At 68.2% G+C, this 14595-nt stretch carries 16 protein-coding genes; 3 read left to right on the top strand and 13 right to left on the bottom strand.

Translation table 11 applies throughout. From position 1 onward, the window contains the following. Positions 1-31: 31 nt before the first annotated feature. From ACCD11_RS01845 to ACCD11_RS01820, 6 genes are all read right to left on the bottom strand, one after another. Entirely contained in the window at positions 32-1000 is a 969-nt protein-coding gene (locus tag ACCD11_RS01845) for a Bug family tripartite tricarboxylate transporter substrate binding protein (protein ID WP_007834925.1), read from the bottom strand. A gap of 47 nt (positions 1001-1047) precedes the next feature. Continuing rightward, on the bottom strand, positions 1048-2280 hold the full coding sequence (gene tcuB, locus ACCD11_RS01840) for a tricarballylate utilization 4Fe-4S protein TcuB (RefSeq protein WP_413312025.1): 1233 nt from the start codon (positions 2278-2280) through the stop codon (positions 1048-1050). Next, entirely contained in the window at positions 2264-3691 is a 1428-nt protein-coding gene (tcuA, locus tag ACCD11_RS01835; RefSeq protein WP_413312024.1) for an FAD-dependent tricarballylate dehydrogenase TcuA, read from the bottom strand. The genes tcuB and tcuA overlap by 17 nt, the downstream gene beginning before the upstream one ends. A 77-nt stretch (positions 3692-3768) precedes the next feature. Further along, on the bottom strand, positions 3769-4695 hold the full coding sequence (locus ACCD11_RS01830; protein ID WP_007834918.1) for a LysR family transcriptional regulator: 927 nt from the start codon (positions 4693-4695) through the stop codon (positions 3769-3771). A gap of 55 nt (positions 4696-4750) precedes the next feature. Beyond that, on the bottom strand, positions 4751-5518 hold the full coding sequence (locus ACCD11_RS01825) for a class II aldolase/adducin family protein (protein WP_007834916.1): 768 nt from the start codon (positions 5516-5518) through the stop codon (positions 4751-4753). 35 nt (positions 5519-5553) lie between these two features. Continuing rightward, positions 5554-6147 (bottom strand): HD domain-containing protein, encoded by a 594-nt coding sequence (locus ACCD11_RS01820; RefSeq protein ID WP_413312021.1) that lies wholly within the window; start codon positions 6145-6147, stop codon positions 5554-5556. Positions 6148-6250: 103 nt separating this feature from the next. Here ACCD11_RS01820 and ACCD11_RS01815 point away from each other — a divergent pair, with 103 nt between their 5' ends. Further along, the gene (locus ACCD11_RS01815) at positions 6251-6973 is read left to right on the top strand and encodes a Crp/Fnr family transcriptional regulator (RefSeq protein ID WP_007834912.1); all 723 of its coding nucleotides are present in this window, start codon (positions 6251-6253) and stop codon (positions 6971-6973) included. 15 nt (positions 6974-6988) lie between these two features. On the opposite strand, the gene ACCD11_RS01810 is transcribed toward ACCD11_RS01815, so the two are convergent. From ACCD11_RS01810 to ACCD11_RS01780, 7 genes are all read right to left on the bottom strand, one after another. Next, positions 6989-8158, bottom strand: coding sequence for an ABC transporter substrate-binding protein (locus ACCD11_RS01810; RefSeq protein ID WP_413312019.1), 1170 nt, complete (start codon positions 8156-8158; stop codon positions 6989-6991). Positions 8159-8253: 95 nt separating this feature from the next. After that, positions 8254-8664, bottom strand: coding sequence for a VOC family protein (locus ACCD11_RS01805; protein ID WP_413312017.1), 411 nt, complete (start codon positions 8662-8664; stop codon positions 8254-8256). Positions 8665-8689: 25 nt separating this feature from the next. Next, positions 8690-9148 (bottom strand): helix-turn-helix transcriptional regulator, encoded by a 459-nt coding sequence (locus ACCD11_RS01800; RefSeq protein ID WP_413312015.1) that lies wholly within the window; start codon positions 9146-9148, stop codon positions 8690-8692. Between the two features lie 55 nt (positions 9149-9203). After that, the gene (trmB, locus tag ACCD11_RS01795) at positions 9204-9974 is read right to left on the bottom strand and encodes a tRNA (guanosine(46)-N7)-methyltransferase TrmB (RefSeq protein WP_413312013.1); all 771 of its coding nucleotides are present in this window, start codon (positions 9972-9974) and stop codon (positions 9204-9206) included. Next, on the bottom strand, positions 9974-10939 hold the full coding sequence (gluQRS, locus tag ACCD11_RS01790) for a tRNA glutamyl-Q(34) synthetase GluQRS (RefSeq protein ID WP_413312218.1): 966 nt from the start codon (positions 10937-10939) through the stop codon (positions 9974-9976). Before gluQRS ends, trmB begins: the two co-directional genes overlap by 1 nt. A 10-nt stretch (positions 10940-10949) precedes the next feature. After that, on the bottom strand, positions 10950-12032 hold the full coding sequence (locus tag ACCD11_RS01785; protein ID WP_413312012.1) for an NAD(P)/FAD-dependent oxidoreductase: 1083 nt from the start codon (positions 12030-12032) through the stop codon (positions 10950-10952). A gap of 119 nt (positions 12033-12151) precedes the next feature. Then, positions 12152-13105 (bottom strand): LysR family transcriptional regulator, encoded by a 954-nt coding sequence (locus ACCD11_RS01780; protein ID WP_413312011.1) that lies wholly within the window; start codon positions 13103-13105, stop codon positions 12152-12154. A gap of 160 nt (positions 13106-13265) precedes the next feature. Between ACCD11_RS01780 and ACCD11_RS01775 the strand changes: the two genes are divergently transcribed. Then, positions 13266-13967, top strand: a complete 702-nt coding sequence (locus ACCD11_RS01775) for a pirin family protein (RefSeq protein ID WP_007834897.1) — start codon at positions 13266-13268, stop codon at positions 13965-13967. Between the two features lie 80 nt (positions 13968-14047). Beyond that, a complete protein-coding gene (locus ACCD11_RS01770; RefSeq protein WP_413312009.1) occupies positions 14048-14470 on the top strand; it encodes a DoxX family protein in 423 nt (140 codons plus the stop codon). Positions 14471-14595 lie beyond the last annotated feature (125 nt).

The following is a 14595-nucleotide window of genomic DNA, read 5'->3' as shown; positions in this document are numbered from 1 at the left end:
TGGCCGTAGGGGCTTGTCCGAGCCGGCCCGCCTATTCGGCGGTGGCGCCGGCTTCCTTCGCCACTTTGACCCACTTGGTCGTCTCGGTGCCGATGAAGTTGGCCAGTTCCGTGGGTTTCATGTTCCCGGCCGTTACACCCTGTTCCTCGAAACGTTTGATCACATCGGGCTGTTGCACCGCGCGGGCGAGTTCGGTGTTCAGGCGCTGCACGATCTCGGGCGGCGTGCCGTGCGGCGCCATGAGCGCGAACCATGTCGTCATGTCGTAGCCCTTGAGGCCGGCTTCGTCGAGCGTCGGCACACCAGGATAGGCGGGCGAGCGCGCCTTCGTGGTCACGGCCAGCGCATGCACCTTGCCGGCCTTGATGTGCGGCGAGGCCGAGGGGCTGGTCTCGATGGCCATCTGGATCTGCCCGCCCATCAGGTCGGCCATCATCGGCGCGCCGCCCTTGTAGGGCACGTGCACGATGTCGGTCTTCGTCATCGAGCGGAACAGTTCGCCCGAGATGTGCTCGGTGCTGCCGTTGCCGGCCGAGCCGAAGTTGACCTTGCCGGGGTTGGCCTTGATGTACGCGACGAGTTCGGCCACTGTCCGTGCAGGCACCTTCTCGTTGACGATCAGCACGTTGGGCGTGGAAGCCGCGAGCGCGACGGGATCGAAGTCGCGCTGGAAGTCATAGGCGAGCTTCTTGTAGAGGCCCGGCGCGATCGCGTGCGCGATGGTGGCGAGGAACAGCGTGTAGCCATCGGCCGGCGCCTTCGACGCGATGGTCGCGCCCACGGTGCCGCCTGCCCCGCCGCGGTTGTCGACGATCACCGGCTGCTTGAGCGATTCGGAGAGCTTCTGGCCGATGGTGCGCGCGACGATGTCGGTGGTGCCCCCGGCCACGAAGGGGACGACGAGCGTGATGGGTTTCGTCGGCCATTCGGCGGCGGATGCCGCGCCGCTGGCGAGCATCAGTGCGGCGATGGTGGTGCGAAGGAAGGTGTGTCGGTTCATGGTCTTGAGGTCTCGGTGTTGTTGTGGAGGTGAAGGGTCTCGCGCATTCAGTCCGCGCCCAGCCGCAGCCGGCTCGGCAGGCGCTTCTCGATGGCGAACTTCAGCAGCGCCGCGCAGCGGAAGATGCCGTGCGCGAACTTGCCGTAGGGCAGCGTGAGAAAGAGCGCCATCACCACGCCCAGGTGCACCGCGAGCAGCAGCGCCATGAAGCGGGTGTCGCGCCAGGCCAGCAGCGCCAGGCCGGTGAGGCTGGTGAGCAGCAGCAGCGCGATGAAGCCGCGGTCCATCGGCCGCTGCGCCGCGTCGCCGTGCGCGGCGTGGCGACGCAGGTTCAGCCAGAGCAGACCGACGGGACCGATCGCGAGGCCGATGCCGCCTGCAGCGCCCAGCAGCACCGGCAGGCTCGTGAGCGCGTAGGGCGCGTGCAGGTCGAACAGGTAGTGATAGAGCGTCGCCACGCAGGTCGAGGCAAAGCACAGCATGAAGCCGTAGAAGGTGAAGTGATGGAAGCGCCGACGCCAGAGGGTGAAGCGGTCGTCGTCGTTGTTGCATCCCTCGCCGTGGCCGCCGTCGAGGTACTTCAGGCGCAGCGCGTCGTGCGCGGCTTCGGCGCCGGCCGCGCGGCGCACGCCCGGCAGGTCGGGGGCGTTGCCTGGATCGTTCGCGGGCGACACCTCGCGCCAGAAGCGGCGCGTGCCCATCGCCAGCGCGAACATCACGAACAGGAACACCGCGCCGAACACCAGGGCGAGGAAGTTGTGCGGAAAGATCGCGTAGAAGTTGCCCGCAAGCGGTTCGTGCAGCAGCGCGCCCGACATCGCCACGGCCAGCACGAGGAACAGCGCGAGCCCGCCCGCCAGTGCGAGCGCGACGGTGAGCCCGGCCTTTTTGTAGAGCGCGCCCATCACGGGCGGCCATGCGTAGTCGTGGTAGGTCTGCAGGCGCACTTGCGCCATCGCCTGTGGCACGTTCACCGCGAACTCGTGCGGCGGTGCGTACTGGCAGGCATGCAGGCACGAACCGCAGTTGTGGCAGAGGTTTGCGAGGTAATGCGTATCGGCCTTGCCGAATTCGAGCCGTCGCGTCATCGCGGGGAACACGGCACAGAAGCCTTCGCAGTAGCGGCAGGCGTTGCAGATCTGCAGGATGCGTGCGACCTCGCCTTCAGGCGCGGTCAGCGGCAGGGCGGGCTGGATCGGGATCACGCGCGACGTGGGATTGCCGCCGATGCCGTCGGCATCGGCACGGGCGCGCGCGACGAGGTCAGTGAGCTGCTGCAAGGGCGGCCTCCGGAGATTGCTTTGAGACGTTCTTTGCTGCGTTCGCCGCTTGCGTGCCGGCGATGCGCCCGAAGGCCGTGCCGATGCTCATGCCCACGCCAGCCGTGTAGCCCTTGCCCAGCACGTTGCCGGCCATCATTTCGCCGGCCACGAAGAGGTTGGGGCTCGGCCGGCCGCCGAAGCGCACGGCGGCGGTCTCGTCCACCTTCAGGCCGAGATACGTGAAGGTGATGCCGGGGCGCAGGGGGTAGCCGTAGAAGGGTGCGGTGTCGATCGGCCGCGCCCAGTGCGTCTTGGCGGGCGCGAGGCCTTCGGTGTGGCAATCGTCCAGCGCCGTGTGGTCGAAGCGGCCGACGCGGCAGGCGGCGTTGTAGTCCTGCACGGTGCGAACGAAGGCGGCTTGGTCCAGGCCGAGCTTCAGCGCGAGTTCGCCGAGCGTGTTTGCCTGCGTGCCGGTGAACACCGGCGGCATGAAGCGCCCGACCGCTTTCTGATCGATGACCGACCAGGCGATCTGCTCCGGCTGCTGGGCCACGAGCCGGCCCCAGATCGCGTAGCGCTTGGGCCAGAAGTCTTCGCCCTCGTCGTAGAAGCGCTGCGCGTCGCGGTTGACCACCACGCCGAGCGACACGCAGTCGATGCGCGTGCAGATGCCGCCGTCGTACAGCGGTGCGCGCGCGTCGATGGCCACCATGTGGCCCTGCGACGGATCGCCGATGCTGTCGGCGCCCGCATCGATCATGTGCTTGAGCAGCACGCCCTGGTTGAAGCGCGTGCCGCGGATCAGGAAGTTGTCGGCCGGCCATTCGCCGCGTTCGTTTCGGCCCCACGCTTCGCGCAGCCACTCGCGGTTCGACTCGAAACCGCCCGAGGCCAGCACGCAGCTTTTTGCCGCGATGCGCCCGCCGGCTTCGGTGTGCACGGCAACGAAGCGGTCGCCGTCGAGTTCGACCGAGGCCACGGGCGAGTCGTAGCGGATCTGCACGCCCAGCCTTTCGGCGCTGCGGTAGTAGGCGTTGACGAGCGCCTTGCCGCCGCCCATGAAGAAGGCATTGGTGCGCGCCACGTGCAGCGCGCCCGACAGCGGCGGCTGGAAGTGCACGCCGTGGCTGCGCATCCAGTCACGGCAGTTCGACGAGGCGCGGATCACCAGCCGCGCGAGGTGCTCGTCGGTGAGGCCTCCCGTCACTTTCAGCAGGTCGTGCCAGTACTCCTCTTCAGGGTAGGCATCGACCAGCACATCCTGCGGCGCGTCGTGCATGCAGCGCAGGTTGCGGGTGTGCTGCGAATTGCCGCCACGCCATTCTTTGGGCGAAGCCTCCAGCAGCAGCACCGAAGCGCCGGCCTCGCGCGCCATCAGCGCGGCGCACAGCGCGGCATTGCCGCCACCGACAACCAGTACGTCTATCACTCGTGGGTCTCCTTGGAATGCAGGAGACTTTAGGGAGTGAAGCCTTCACGCGAAAGGCCAAAAGAAGCAACAGGTGTTCAGTGATCGAGAAGACTTGCGCCGGCCCAGCGGCCTTCGCGCACCAGCGTGCGCGCGGTCTCGGCCACCACCACGCGCGCGGCCAGCGCGGCGGGCGAGAGCTCGTCGTCCGACAGACTCACGAGCAGGTTGCGCCGGCCCACGTGCGCGTCGGAAATCTGCGTGAGCACGAGATCGTCGCGGTCGTGCCGCGCCGTGGCGGCGCCGGGCTGGATGGTCGCACCGTGGCCGGCGCGCACCGCGTCCATCAGCAATGCCAGGCCATCGACCTCGGCCACGATGCGCGGCGCCACGCGTGCCCGCGCAAAGGCGGCCATCAGCGTGGCTCGCAGGCCGTGGCTGCCGCTGGGCAGGATCAGCGGCACTTCGGCCAGCTGCGACAGCCGCACCTTCGCACCGGTGGGGCGCGGTGACAGCGTGGGCGAGGCGATCACGAAAAGCTTTTCGGCCAGCAGCGGCGCCACGCTCCAGCGCCGCGGCGTGTCGGTCTGGAACAGCACGGCCAGGTCGAGCTGGCGCGCGTGCAGCATCGTCGTGAGGTGACCTGACAGCGCCTCGACCATGTGCAGGCGCACTTCGGGGTAACGCGCCTGCATGGCCTGCATCAGCGGCACACCCAGCACGGTGGCGGTGGTGGGCGCCAGGCCCACGCTCACATGGCCCGACAGGCGCGCCTGCTGGGCGGCGCGCACGGCGTCGTCGGCGTGGCGCAACGTGAGCTGCGCCTGGTGCAGGAAGGCCAGGCCCGCGTCGGTGGGCATGACGCCGGTCGAATGGCGGCGCAGCAGCCGCGTCGAGAGTTCGCTTTCGAGCCGGCTGATCTGCTGGCTCAGCGCCGAGGTGACCACCCCCAACTCCACGGCCGCGCGGCCCATGCTGCGAAGCTCGCAGACCTTGACGAAGTAGCGCAGTTGCCGGAGTTCCATCGCCCGATCATCGCGCAGGCGCCGTCGGCCGCGAAAACAGCGGGCGGCGCGCGTCTTATTGTTTGTAGCTGTCGTCGATGCGGTCGAGCTTGCGGATCAGCGAAGGCCAGACGAACTGGCCGCCCATGCCGCCGGTCTGCACCTTCATTGCCTGGCCCACGCCCTCGACGATCTTGGGGTTCACCTGCGTGAGTTCACTGCCGCCCGACTGCGCCGCAATCTGGATCTGGCAGGTGTTCTCGAAGGTGTACATCGAGAGGAAGGCGTCGGCGATGGTCTTGCCGCAGGTCAGCAGGCCGTGGTTGCGCAGCATGAGGAAGTTGGCGCTCCCCATGTCGGCCTGCAGGCGCGGCTTCTCGTCGTCGCGAAAGGCCACGCCTTCGTAGTCGTGGTAGGCCAGCGAGGCCAGCACGAAGGTCGACTGCTGGCTGATGGGCAGCACGCCGTTTTTCTGCGCGCTGACGGCAATGCCGGCCTTGGTGTGGGTGTGCAGCACGCACTGGATGTCTTCGCGCGCGGCATGCACGGCGCTGTGGATAACGAAGCCGGCCGGGTTCACGGGGTAGGGCGAGTCGATGATCTTGTTGCACTGCTGGTCGACCTTCACCAGGCTCGACGCGGTGATCTCGTCGAACATCAGGCCGTAGGGGTTGATCAGGAAGTGGTGCTCCGGGCCGGGGATGCGTGCGCTGATGTGCGTGAACACCAGGTCGCTCCAGCCGTACAGCGCCACGAGGCGATAGCAGGCGGCAAGGTCGACGCGCAGTTGCCACTCCTCGGCGGAGACGAGCTTCTGGATTTCGGGTTGGGTGGTGGCGTTCATGGCGTGGTGTCCTTTGGTGGTTATGGAGTTCGGCATCAGGCCGCAGCCGGCTCTTGCAAGGCCGCCTTGTAGATGCTTTGCTTCGGCTGTGCCATCAGGCGGCGCAGCATGGGTTCGAATTCCCCGATCGGCAGGGTCTCGGCCTTGGGGTCGAAAGCGGGGTTGTCGTAGAGAGCGCAGAACTCGGCCGTGCGCTCGTAGTGCGGATGGTCCTTGAAGCTGTCGCGCATGTCGCGGTCCAGCCCGATGTGATGGAAGAAGTAGTGCCCCTGGAAGATGCCGTGGTGCTGCACCATCCAGTGATTGGCTTCGCTCACGAAGGGCTTGAGGATGGCGGCGGCGATGTCGGGGTGGTTGAAGCTGCCGAGCGTGTCGCCGATGTCGTGCAGCAGCGCGCACACCACGTACTCCTCGTCGCGGCCGTCGCGCAGCGCGCGCGTGGCGGTCTGCAGCGAGTGCGTGTAGCGGTCGACCGGAAAGCCGCCGTAGTCGCCTTCGAGGATCTGCAGGTGCTTGATCACGCGTGCGGGCAGGCCGCCCGCGAACTGCATGAACTCGCCGCCGATCAGCTGCCAGTCTTCGCGCGTGCTTTCCTGCATGCTCCTGAAACTTGCGCGTGCGTTGCTCATCGTGAGGTCTCCGTTCTTGTGGGTGCCGGTCACTGTATGCCTGCGCTTGACGCGGAACTGTCAAGAATTTGACAATGCGGGGTTCTGGTAAACCCCCGCCCGCATGGCCGCTTCGTCCAAACCCCGCCTCTCTGCCGCGCATCGCGGTGCCCTCGAGGGCAATCCATGGTTCACCAGCATTCCGCGCGCGCAGCGGGAGGCGCTGCTCGGCGCGGCCGAGCTCATCCATGCACGGCGCGGCGCGATGGTGTTTCGCCAGGGCGATCCCATTCACGCGGCTGGCGGCGGCTTCTATGGGCTGGTGGCCGGCACCATCAAGATCTCGTCTCTGCGGCAGGACGGGCGCGAGGCCATCCTCGCCGTGCTGGAGCCCGGCAACTGGTTTGGCGAGATCACGCTGATCGACGGCTCGCCGCGCACGCACGACGCCACCGCGCTGGAAGCGCTCGACCTGCTCGCAGTGCCGCCCGCGGCTTTCGTGCAGCTGATGCGCGACGTGGTCTTCTCCAACGCCATCGCCGCGATGCTGGCGGCACGCGTGCGCATGCTCTACGGCCTGACGGAAGACGCCATGCTGCGCAGCCTGCGCGCCCGCGTGGCGCACCGGCTGCTGGTGCTGGCGCGCGGCGATGCCACGCAATCGGTGCACCTGCGGCACCAACTGCAGCTGCCGCAGGAGGCGCTTGCCATGATGCTGGGCGTGACGCGGCAGACGCTGTCGAAGGAGCTCAATGCGCTGGCAGGCGAGGGCGTCGTCGCACTGGGCTACGGGCGCATCGAGCTGCGGTCGATCGATGCGCTGCAGGCGCTGGTGAGCACGGGTTGAGCCCGTGCGCAGGCATCAGCGCAATACGCGGCCGTCGGCGGAGATGCTGATGAGGTCGATGCTGCGCACGCTGTCGCGCAGGCCCGGGCGCAGGTTGATGCGGAAGCCGCCCACGTCGTAGTCGGTCATGCCGGACATCACACGCAGCAGGCTCGCCGTGTTGAAGCCGCGGCCCGCGCGGCGCACGGCCTCGCCGGCCGCCTTGGCCGCGATGAAGCCTTCGAGGCCTTCGTACGACGCGGTCTGGTCGGAGTTGTCGACGGCCGCAAGGTACTCCTTGACGATGGGAATGGCCGATGGCCGCGGCGAGGGCACCACCTGGGAGATCACGATGCCGCCGATGTCCTTGCCGAGCGTGGCGTAGAGCGGGTCGATGCCGACGATGGAGAAGGCCATGAAGTTGCCCGCATAGCCGCTCTTGCGCAGCTTGCGGATGGCGTTGGCCGTGGTGCCCGAGAGCGACACCAGCACAATGGCCTGGGGCGACTGCTGCTGCACCGCCTTCAAGGCTGCGTCGAGCTTGTCGCCGGTCGGCGGCACCAGTGCGGTTGCGACCAGCGGCGTGAGCTTGAGTTCGCTGATGGCCTGCTCGACGGCCGCGAGGCCGGCGCGGCCCATCGCGTCGTCGTCGCCCACCAGCGCCACGCGGGTCTGCCCCACGGTGGCGCACTGCTTCACGATTTTCAGGGCCTCGTCGATCATGCCGGGCCGCACGTGGAACACGTTGGGATGGTCGGCGCCGCGCAGCGTGTCGGAGGCCGCGAAGGGCGCGAACAGCAGGCTGCCCTGCTGCGTCGCAACGTTGGCGCCGGCCTCGCTGCTGGCCGTGCCGACGAAGCCGAAGAGCATGTCAGCCTTCTGGGTGGTGAGCAGGGTGCGCGCGTTGACGGCGGCGCGGGCCGCGTCGTAGCCGTCGTCGAGCTGCAGCAGCTTCAGCTGCAGGCCGCTGGCGGCGTTGCGTTCGTTGAAGTCGCTCACCGCGAGGCGGCTGCCGGCGGCGAAGGCGGTGCCGATCTCGTTGGCACTGCCCGTGAGCGGCACCGATTGCCCAAGCAGTACGACACGCGGTGCGCCGGCCGCCGTGCGCGCGGACTGCGCCATGGCGGGGTGAGCAATGCCGATGCCGCTGCCCAGCATCACCGCGCCCCATGCCTTGCCCAACCACTCTCTGCGTGATCCGTTCATTGGACACCTTCTTTCACATTAGTAAAAAAGTGTAGCAATTTCGGGGCCAAGGGGGAAGGCGGGTTAGCTCGGCCTCCTGGTCGCGAGGAGCCGGCTCAGGACAGCTGCTGGATGCGGATCAGGCTGCCCGCAGGATCGCGTACGGCGCAGTCGCGAACGCCGTACGGCTGGTCGGTCGGATCCTGGACGATCTCGGTGTCGCTGGACTGCAGCCGTGCGAAGGTGTCCTCGAGATCGGGAGTGGCCAGCAGGATAGCGGCATAGGTGCCCTTGGCCATCATCTCGGCGATGGTGCGGCGCTCGTCGTCGGTGATGCCGGGGTAGGCGGCCGGCGGCGCCAGCACGATGGACGTGCCGGGCTGGCCAGCGGGGCCGACCGTGATCCAGCGCATGCCCCCGTATCCGACGTCGTTGCGGACCTCGAAGCCGAGGAGGTCGCGGTAGAAGGCCAGGGAGGCTTCGGGGTCGTTGTGGGGGAGAAAACTCGCGTGAATGGTGATGTTCATGGTGCTCGGTCCAGTCCAGGTGTTGTCAGGCCGGCCAGTCTAGATTCGGACCTTCGAGTGGCGCTTCTCGATTTCTGATCGGTCTGGTGACCTGTTTCGCCACGCACGCCGGCATTCCCGCGGCCGCATGCGCGGCTTGGCGCTGGTAGGTGCTGGGCGGCACGCCGACCAGTTCGGCGAAGCGCGTGCTGAAGGTGCCCAGCGACGAGCAGCCGACCTCGAAGCAGACCTCGGTGACGTTGAGGTCGCCGCGGCGCAGCAGTGCCATCGCGCGTTCGATGCGCCGGGTCATCAGATAGGAATAGGGCGACTCGCCGTAGGCGAGCCGGAACTGGCGGCTGAGGTGTCCGGCCGACATGTGCACGCCATAGGCGAGCGCCTCGACGTCCAGCGGCTGTGCGTATTCCCGGTCGATGCGGTCGCGAACGCGGCGCAGCCGTGCGAGGTCGCGCAGATGCTGCGCCGCTTCGGGTTTGCTGGTCATCCGCGGGATCGTGCCACGCCCCACCGGGGCGCTCAAGCCCGCTGACAGGGCGTGGTCAGGTCGATGCGACCCGCTCGAACACCAGGTCCCACACGCCATGCCCCAGCTTGATGCCGCGGTTCTCGAACTTGGTGAGAGGGCGGTAGCCGGGCTTGGGTGCATAGCCTTCGGCCGTGTTGCGCAGCAGCGGCTCGGCCGACAGCACTTCGAGCATCTGCTCGGCATAGGGCTGCCAGTCGGTGGCGCAATGGATGTAGCCGCCAGGGCGCAGGTGCTGCGCGAGCTTGGTCACGAACTCGGGCTGGATCAGGCGGCGCTTGTTGTGGCGCTTCTTGTGCCACGGGTCGGGGAAGAACACGTGCACGCCGGCCAGGGTGCCGGGCTGCAGCATGTGGTCGAGCACGTCGACCGCGTCGTGGGCGCAGATGCGGATGTTCGACAGCGACTGCTCGCCGATGCGCTTGAGCAGCGCGCCCACGCCGGGCTCGTGCACTTCGCAGCAGAGGAAGTTGGTCTCGGGCAGCACGGTGGCGATGTGCGCAGTGGCCTCGCCCATGCCGAAGCCGATCTCCAGCACCGTGGGGCCGGCGCGGCCGCCGAAGGCGGCAGTCAGGTCGAGCGGTTCGGGCTTGTAGGGCAGCAGGAACAGCGGGCCCAGTTCGGAAAAGGCGCGTGCCTGGCCGTCGGTGGTGCGGCCGGCGCGCTTCACGAAGCTCTTGAGGCGGCGATGCAGCGGGTGCGGCTTGGCCGCGTCGTCGCTGCCTTCGGAAGAGGGCGCATCGTCGCTGCGCGGGAGGTCGTTGGACACGGTGTCGGGAGAATTCATTACGGCTGCGAATTGTAGAGAGCGCGCCATTCGGGCACCCAGCCGGCCAGGGCGTCCGCGCAGCCGGTGGCCGTGGTGGGGCGCAGGCCGAGCACGCGCGCGGCGCTGTCCAGTGCGGCCAAGGCAGCTTCGGGCGTGCCCGTGTCGATCGAGGTGGCGCCGTTCTGCTTCGACAACTTGTCGCCATCGGCGCCGCGCACCAGCGGTGTGTGCAGGTAGCTGGGTGTGGGAAAACCGAGCGCGCGCTGCAGCAGGATCTGGCGCGCCGTGTTGTCGGTGAGGTCCTCGCCGCGGACCACGTCGGTCACGCCCTGTTCGGCATCGTCGACCACCACGGCGAGCTGATAGGCCCACGGGCCATCGGCGCGGCGCAGCACGAAGTCGCCGACTTCGCGGCTCACGTTCTGGCACTGGCGGCCGAGGCGGCGGTCGGTCCAGCAGAGTTCGCTGCCGGCATCCGGGGCGTCGGCGTCTTCTTCCTCCCAGGGCACGCCCGGTGTGGGCGGCTGGTCGGCTTCGAACTTCGCGGTGGCGAAGCGCCAGGCGCGCGCCGGCTTGCCGTGCAGTCCGTTGCGGCAGGTGCCGGGATAGACCCGCTCGCCGTGGCGCTCGTGCCGCAGGCCGAGGCGCGCGAGCGCCTGGTTGATGTCCTTGCGCGAGCAGCCGCAGGGGTAGGCCAGGTCGCAGGCCTGCAGCCTGGCCAGTGCGGCTTCGTAGCGCGCGGTGCGCTGGGTCTGCCACACGGGGGCTTCGTCGGGCAGAAGGCTGCAATCGGCCAACTGCTGGAGGATGTGCTCGCCCATGCCGGGCAGGCAGCGCTCGGTATCGGCGTCTTCGATACGGACCAGCCAGCGCGCCTGCGGACCGCGGGCGCGCACGTCGAGCCAGCTTGCCAGCGCTGCCACGAGAGAACCCGCATGCAGCGGGCCGGTGGGCGAGGGCGCGAAGCGGCCGGTCTCCCTCATCATCTCCCGGTCAGATGACTTCGAGTGCGAGCGACAGGCCGGAGAGGAACGCGTCTTCCACGCGGTGGCCGGTGCACCAGTCGCCAGCCACGCCGATGTGCGCCTTGGCGTCCCAGAGGTGGGTGGTGCCCATCGGCACCTGTGTCTGCGCTTCGCTCCAGCACAGCGCCTGGGCGTGCGCGGGGGTGGCATGGACGCCGGTGATCTCGGCGAAGGCGCGCAGCAGCTTGGCCTCGACGCGCGTGGGCGTGTCGCGCACGTGTTCCTGCGACCATGCGGCGCTGGCCTGCAGCGTCCAGCGTTCGACGGGCTCGCGGCCGGGCTTGGAGGATTCGCGCGCCAGCCATGCCACGCGGTGGTGGGTACTGCGCGCCGCATTCCACTGCGGGCCGAGGTGCGACATGGTGGGCTGGTTGGCCTGAGGGTAGGCAATCATCAGCGTCCAGCAGGGCGCGATGCGCACGGGTTCGATCTTGCGGCTGAGCGCGGCCGAGAGCTTGCCGTCGCCCAGCAGCGCGCGGGCGCGCGAGGGCGGCACGGCGAGCAGCACGGCGTCGAAGCCCGAATACACGTGCCGGGAGTCGTCGGTGCCCGTGGTGCGCAGCTGCCAGCGCTGGGGGGCAAGTGCATCGGGCTCGATCTGCGTGACCTGCGTGCCGGCGACGAGGCTGTCGCCGAGCGGCTTGGCCCAATGGGCCACCAGCGCATCCATGCCGGGCTGCGCCACCCAGTGCGGCTCGAGCGAGGGCAGGGCCGCCTCGGCTACGCGGCCGTGGGCGTCGAGCACGCGCACGAGGTTGGCGCTCCAGCGCTTGCACAGGCCGGGCGTGCTTGCCAGCGCGAGCGCAAAGCGCGGGTCGCGCACGGTGAAGTACTGCGCGCCGCTGTCGAAGCGGCCGAAGGCGGTGTCGATGCTCGCCATGCGTCCGCCGGCCGTGGCCTCGCGTTCGAACAGCGTGACCTTGTGGCCGGCTTGCACCAGCGTTCGCGCACAGGCCACCCCGGCAATGCCAGCGCCGACGACGGCGTAATGGCGCGGGGTGGCTGGGGTTCGGTGGCGGACGGAGGGCTTGGCAGTTGCGCGAGTGCTCATTGCAGACTCTTTTCTTCTGGGTGGGAATGCGGTTGGATGTGTCTGCACTCTACATCGGTCCGAGAGGGGCTTCGCCTGAGGGCACACCCTTAGCGAAGCCGCGCGATCCTCGGCAATACTTATCGGCCCCGATGCCGATCGAGCAACGCGCGCCGCGTGCCTTCGTGCTCGAACTGCGCCAGCCACCATTCGAGCGCCTTCCCCGGCTTGCCCGCGCTGCGCACGCGCCATGCGCAATGCATCGTTCCAAGTGGCGGCTTGCGCTCCGTCTTCAGCTCGACCAGGTGCCCGGCCTCGATGTACGGCCGCGCCATCGGCTCCGGCAGGAAGCCACCGCCCAGCCCGTGCAGCTGCGCCGCGATCTTGGCCTGCATGCTCGGCACGGTGAGCACGTCCTGCCCGCTCACGAGGTTCAACGTCATGCTGGGGCCGTGCCGCGCCGAATCGGCTGCGGCCACCGCGCGGTGCTGCCGCATCACCGCGTCGCTCAGCGGCTCGGACACGCGCGCCAGCGGATGTTGCGGCGCCACGGCGTAGACGAAACGCAGCTCGCCGATCAGCCGGCTGCGGATGCCGGTGGCGGTGAACGTCAGGCTCGCCGCATCGAGCACCGCGCCGATGGCCAGGTCGGCCTCGCCGGTGGTCAGCGCCTCGATGGTGCCCAGCAGCGTCTCGTCGCGCAGCTTGAGCCTCGTCGGCGGCTCGAGGGCGAAGAAGGCGGTGGCCAGGTCGAGCAGCGGGTCGCGCGCGATCACGCTGTCGACCGCGATGGTCAGCATCGGCTCCCAGCCCGTGGCCACGCGCTTCACCCGGTTGGCCACCGCATCGATCTCGGCCAGCAGCCGGTCGGCCTCGCGCAGCAGTTCGGCGCCGGCCTCGGTCAACCGCGCCTGGCGGGCGCTGCGGTCGAACAGCAGCACGTCGAGCGCGTCCTCGATCTGGCGCACGCGGTAGCTCAACGCGCTCGGCACGAGGTTCAGCGAGCGGGCGGCGGCAGCAAAGCTGCCAGTGCCGGCCACGGTCTGGAGCATGGCGAGGGCGTCGGGGGTCAGCACGTCTCGGGGGCTGGGCATAGGGGCTCCATTGATCAAATTATTTGAATGGTGCCATCAAACCGAGGCGTCTTTCCGAATGGGGTGCGGACCTAAAGTTCTTCACATCCGCTGCGCATCCGGCGCGGCATACGAAAAAGGCCCGCACACCCCAACGGGGCAGGGCCAAAGGAGTTCGACGATGTTGCAAGTCCGTAAATCTCAGGAACGCGGTTATGCCGACCATGGCTGGCTGCGCTCGTTCCACAGCTTTTCCTTCGCCGGTTACTACGACCCTGCCTACATGGGTTTCGGCAACCTGCGGGTGATCAACGAAGACCGCGTGGCGGCGGGCGCCGGTTTCGGCACCCACGGCCACAAGGACATGGAGATCATCAGCTACGTGCTCTCGGGCGAACTGGCGCACAAGGACAGCATGGGCAACGTGGAAAGCATTCCGCCGGGCGACGTGCAGCGCATGAGCGCGGGCCGCGGCGTGATGCACAGCGAGTTCAACCACAAGGCCGACGAGACCACGCACTTCCTGCAGATCTGGATCGAGCCGAATGTGCGCGGCATTGCGCCGGGCTACGAACAGAAGCAGTTCACCGACGCCGAGAAGCGCGGCAAGCTGCGCCTCGTGGCCTCGCCCGACGGCAGCGACGGCTCGGTGACGGTGCATGCCGATGCCCGCCTGTACGCCGGCCTGCTCGACGGCGAGGAAAAGGCCGGCCTGGCGCTCGACCCGCAGCGCAAGAGCTATGTGCACCTGGTGCGCGGCGAGCTCGAAGTGAACGGCCAGAAGCTCGTCGGCGGCGACGCCGCGATGCTGCAAGGCGAATCGCAACTGACGCTGGGCGCCGGCAAGGACGCCGAAGTGCTGGTGTTCGACCTGGCCGCCTGATCCCCCTTGCCGGGCGCGTGGTGCGCCCGGTTCTTTTCTTTTCTCTTTTTTCTTTTTCAACAACCGAGGAGTTTTCAACCATGGCAACCGCAACCGCAACCACCACCAATTCCACACAAGACACGCTCGCTCTGATCGGCCGCATCCTGGTCGCCTACCTGTTCATTCCCGCCGGCATCGGCAAGCTCATGGGCTTCGGCGGCACGGTCGGCTACATCACCTCGGCCAGCCTGCCGCTGCCCGAAGTAGCGGCGGCCATCGCGATCCTCATCGAACTGGGCCTCGGCATTGCGCTGCTGCTGGGCTTCAAGACCCGCTGGACCGCCATCGTGATGGCGATCTTCTCTGTGGTCACGGCGCTGTTCTTCCACAAGTACTGGTCCGCGCCCGACGCGATGAAAATGATGCAGCAGATCAACTTCAACAAGAACATCGCGATTGCCGGTGGCCTGCTTGCGATCGCTGCTTTCGGCGCTGGTCGGTTCAGCATCGATAGAAAGTAAGCTCTTCCTGGGCTTCGCGCACTTCGGGTCGTTTCGGGGTGCGCTCATGCCGACGGGGTACCTTGCTCCGCGAATGTCCCCCGGCCTGCGGCCTCCTCCTTTATTTCGCTGCGCAAGGCACCCCA

The organism is Variovorax sp. Varisp36 (assembly GCF_047304235.1).
Taxonomy (GTDB): Bacteria; Pseudomonadota; Gammaproteobacteria; order Burkholderiales; family Burkholderiaceae_C; genus Variovorax.
This window is presented reverse-complemented; position numbering and strand designations above follow the sequence as displayed.

Coding starts and splice junctions, on each gene's coding strand:
- ACCD11_RS01845 (WP_007834925.1), bottom strand. CDS start 1,000: ATGAACCGACACACCTTCCTTCGCACCACCATCGCCGCACTGATGCTC.
- ACCD11_RS01830 (WP_007834918.1), bottom strand. CDS start 4,695: ATGGAACTCCGGCAACTGCGCTACTTCGTCAAGGTCTGCGAGCTTCGC.
- ACCD11_RS01825 (WP_007834916.1), bottom strand. CDS start 5,518: ATGAACGCCACCACCCAACCCGAAATCCAGAAGCTCGTCTCCGCCGAG.
- ACCD11_RS01820 (WP_413312021.1), bottom strand. CDS start 6,147: ATGAGCAACGCACGCGCAAGTTTCAGGAGCATGCAGGAAAGCACGCGC.
- ACCD11_RS01815 (WP_007834912.1), top strand. CDS start 6,251: ATGGCCGCTTCGTCCAAACCCCGCCTCTCTGCCGCGCATCGCGGTGCC.
- ACCD11_RS01810 (WP_413312019.1), bottom strand. CDS start 8,158: ATGAACGGATCACGCAGAGAGTGGTTGGGCAAGGCATGGGGCGCGGTG.
- ACCD11_RS01805 (WP_413312017.1), bottom strand. CDS start 8,664: ATGAACATCACCATTCACGCGAGTTTTCTCCCCCACAACGACCCCGAA.
- ACCD11_RS01800 (WP_413312015.1), bottom strand. CDS start 9,148: ATGACCAGCAAACCCGAAGCGGCGCAGCATCTGCGCGACCTCGCACGG.
- trmB (WP_413312013.1), bottom strand. CDS start 9,974: ATGAATTCTCCCGACACCGTGTCCAACGACCTCCCGCGCAGCGACGAT.
- gluQRS (WP_413312218.1), bottom strand. CDS start 10,939: ATGAGGGAGACCGGCCGCTTCGCGCCCTCGCCCACCGGCCCGCTGCAT.
- ACCD11_RS01785 (WP_413312012.1), bottom strand. CDS start 12,032: ATGAGCACTCGCGCAACTGCCAAGCCCTCCGTCCGCCACCGAACCCCA.
- ACCD11_RS01780 (WP_413312011.1), bottom strand. CDS start 13,105: ATGCCCAGCCCCCGAGACGTGCTGACCCCCGACGCCCTCGCCATGCTC.
- ACCD11_RS01775 (WP_007834897.1), top strand. CDS start 13,266: ATGTTGCAAGTCCGTAAATCTCAGGAACGCGGTTATGCCGACCATGGC.
- ACCD11_RS01770 (WP_413312009.1), top strand. CDS start 14,048: ATGGCAACCGCAACCGCAACCACCACCAATTCCACACAAGACACGCTC.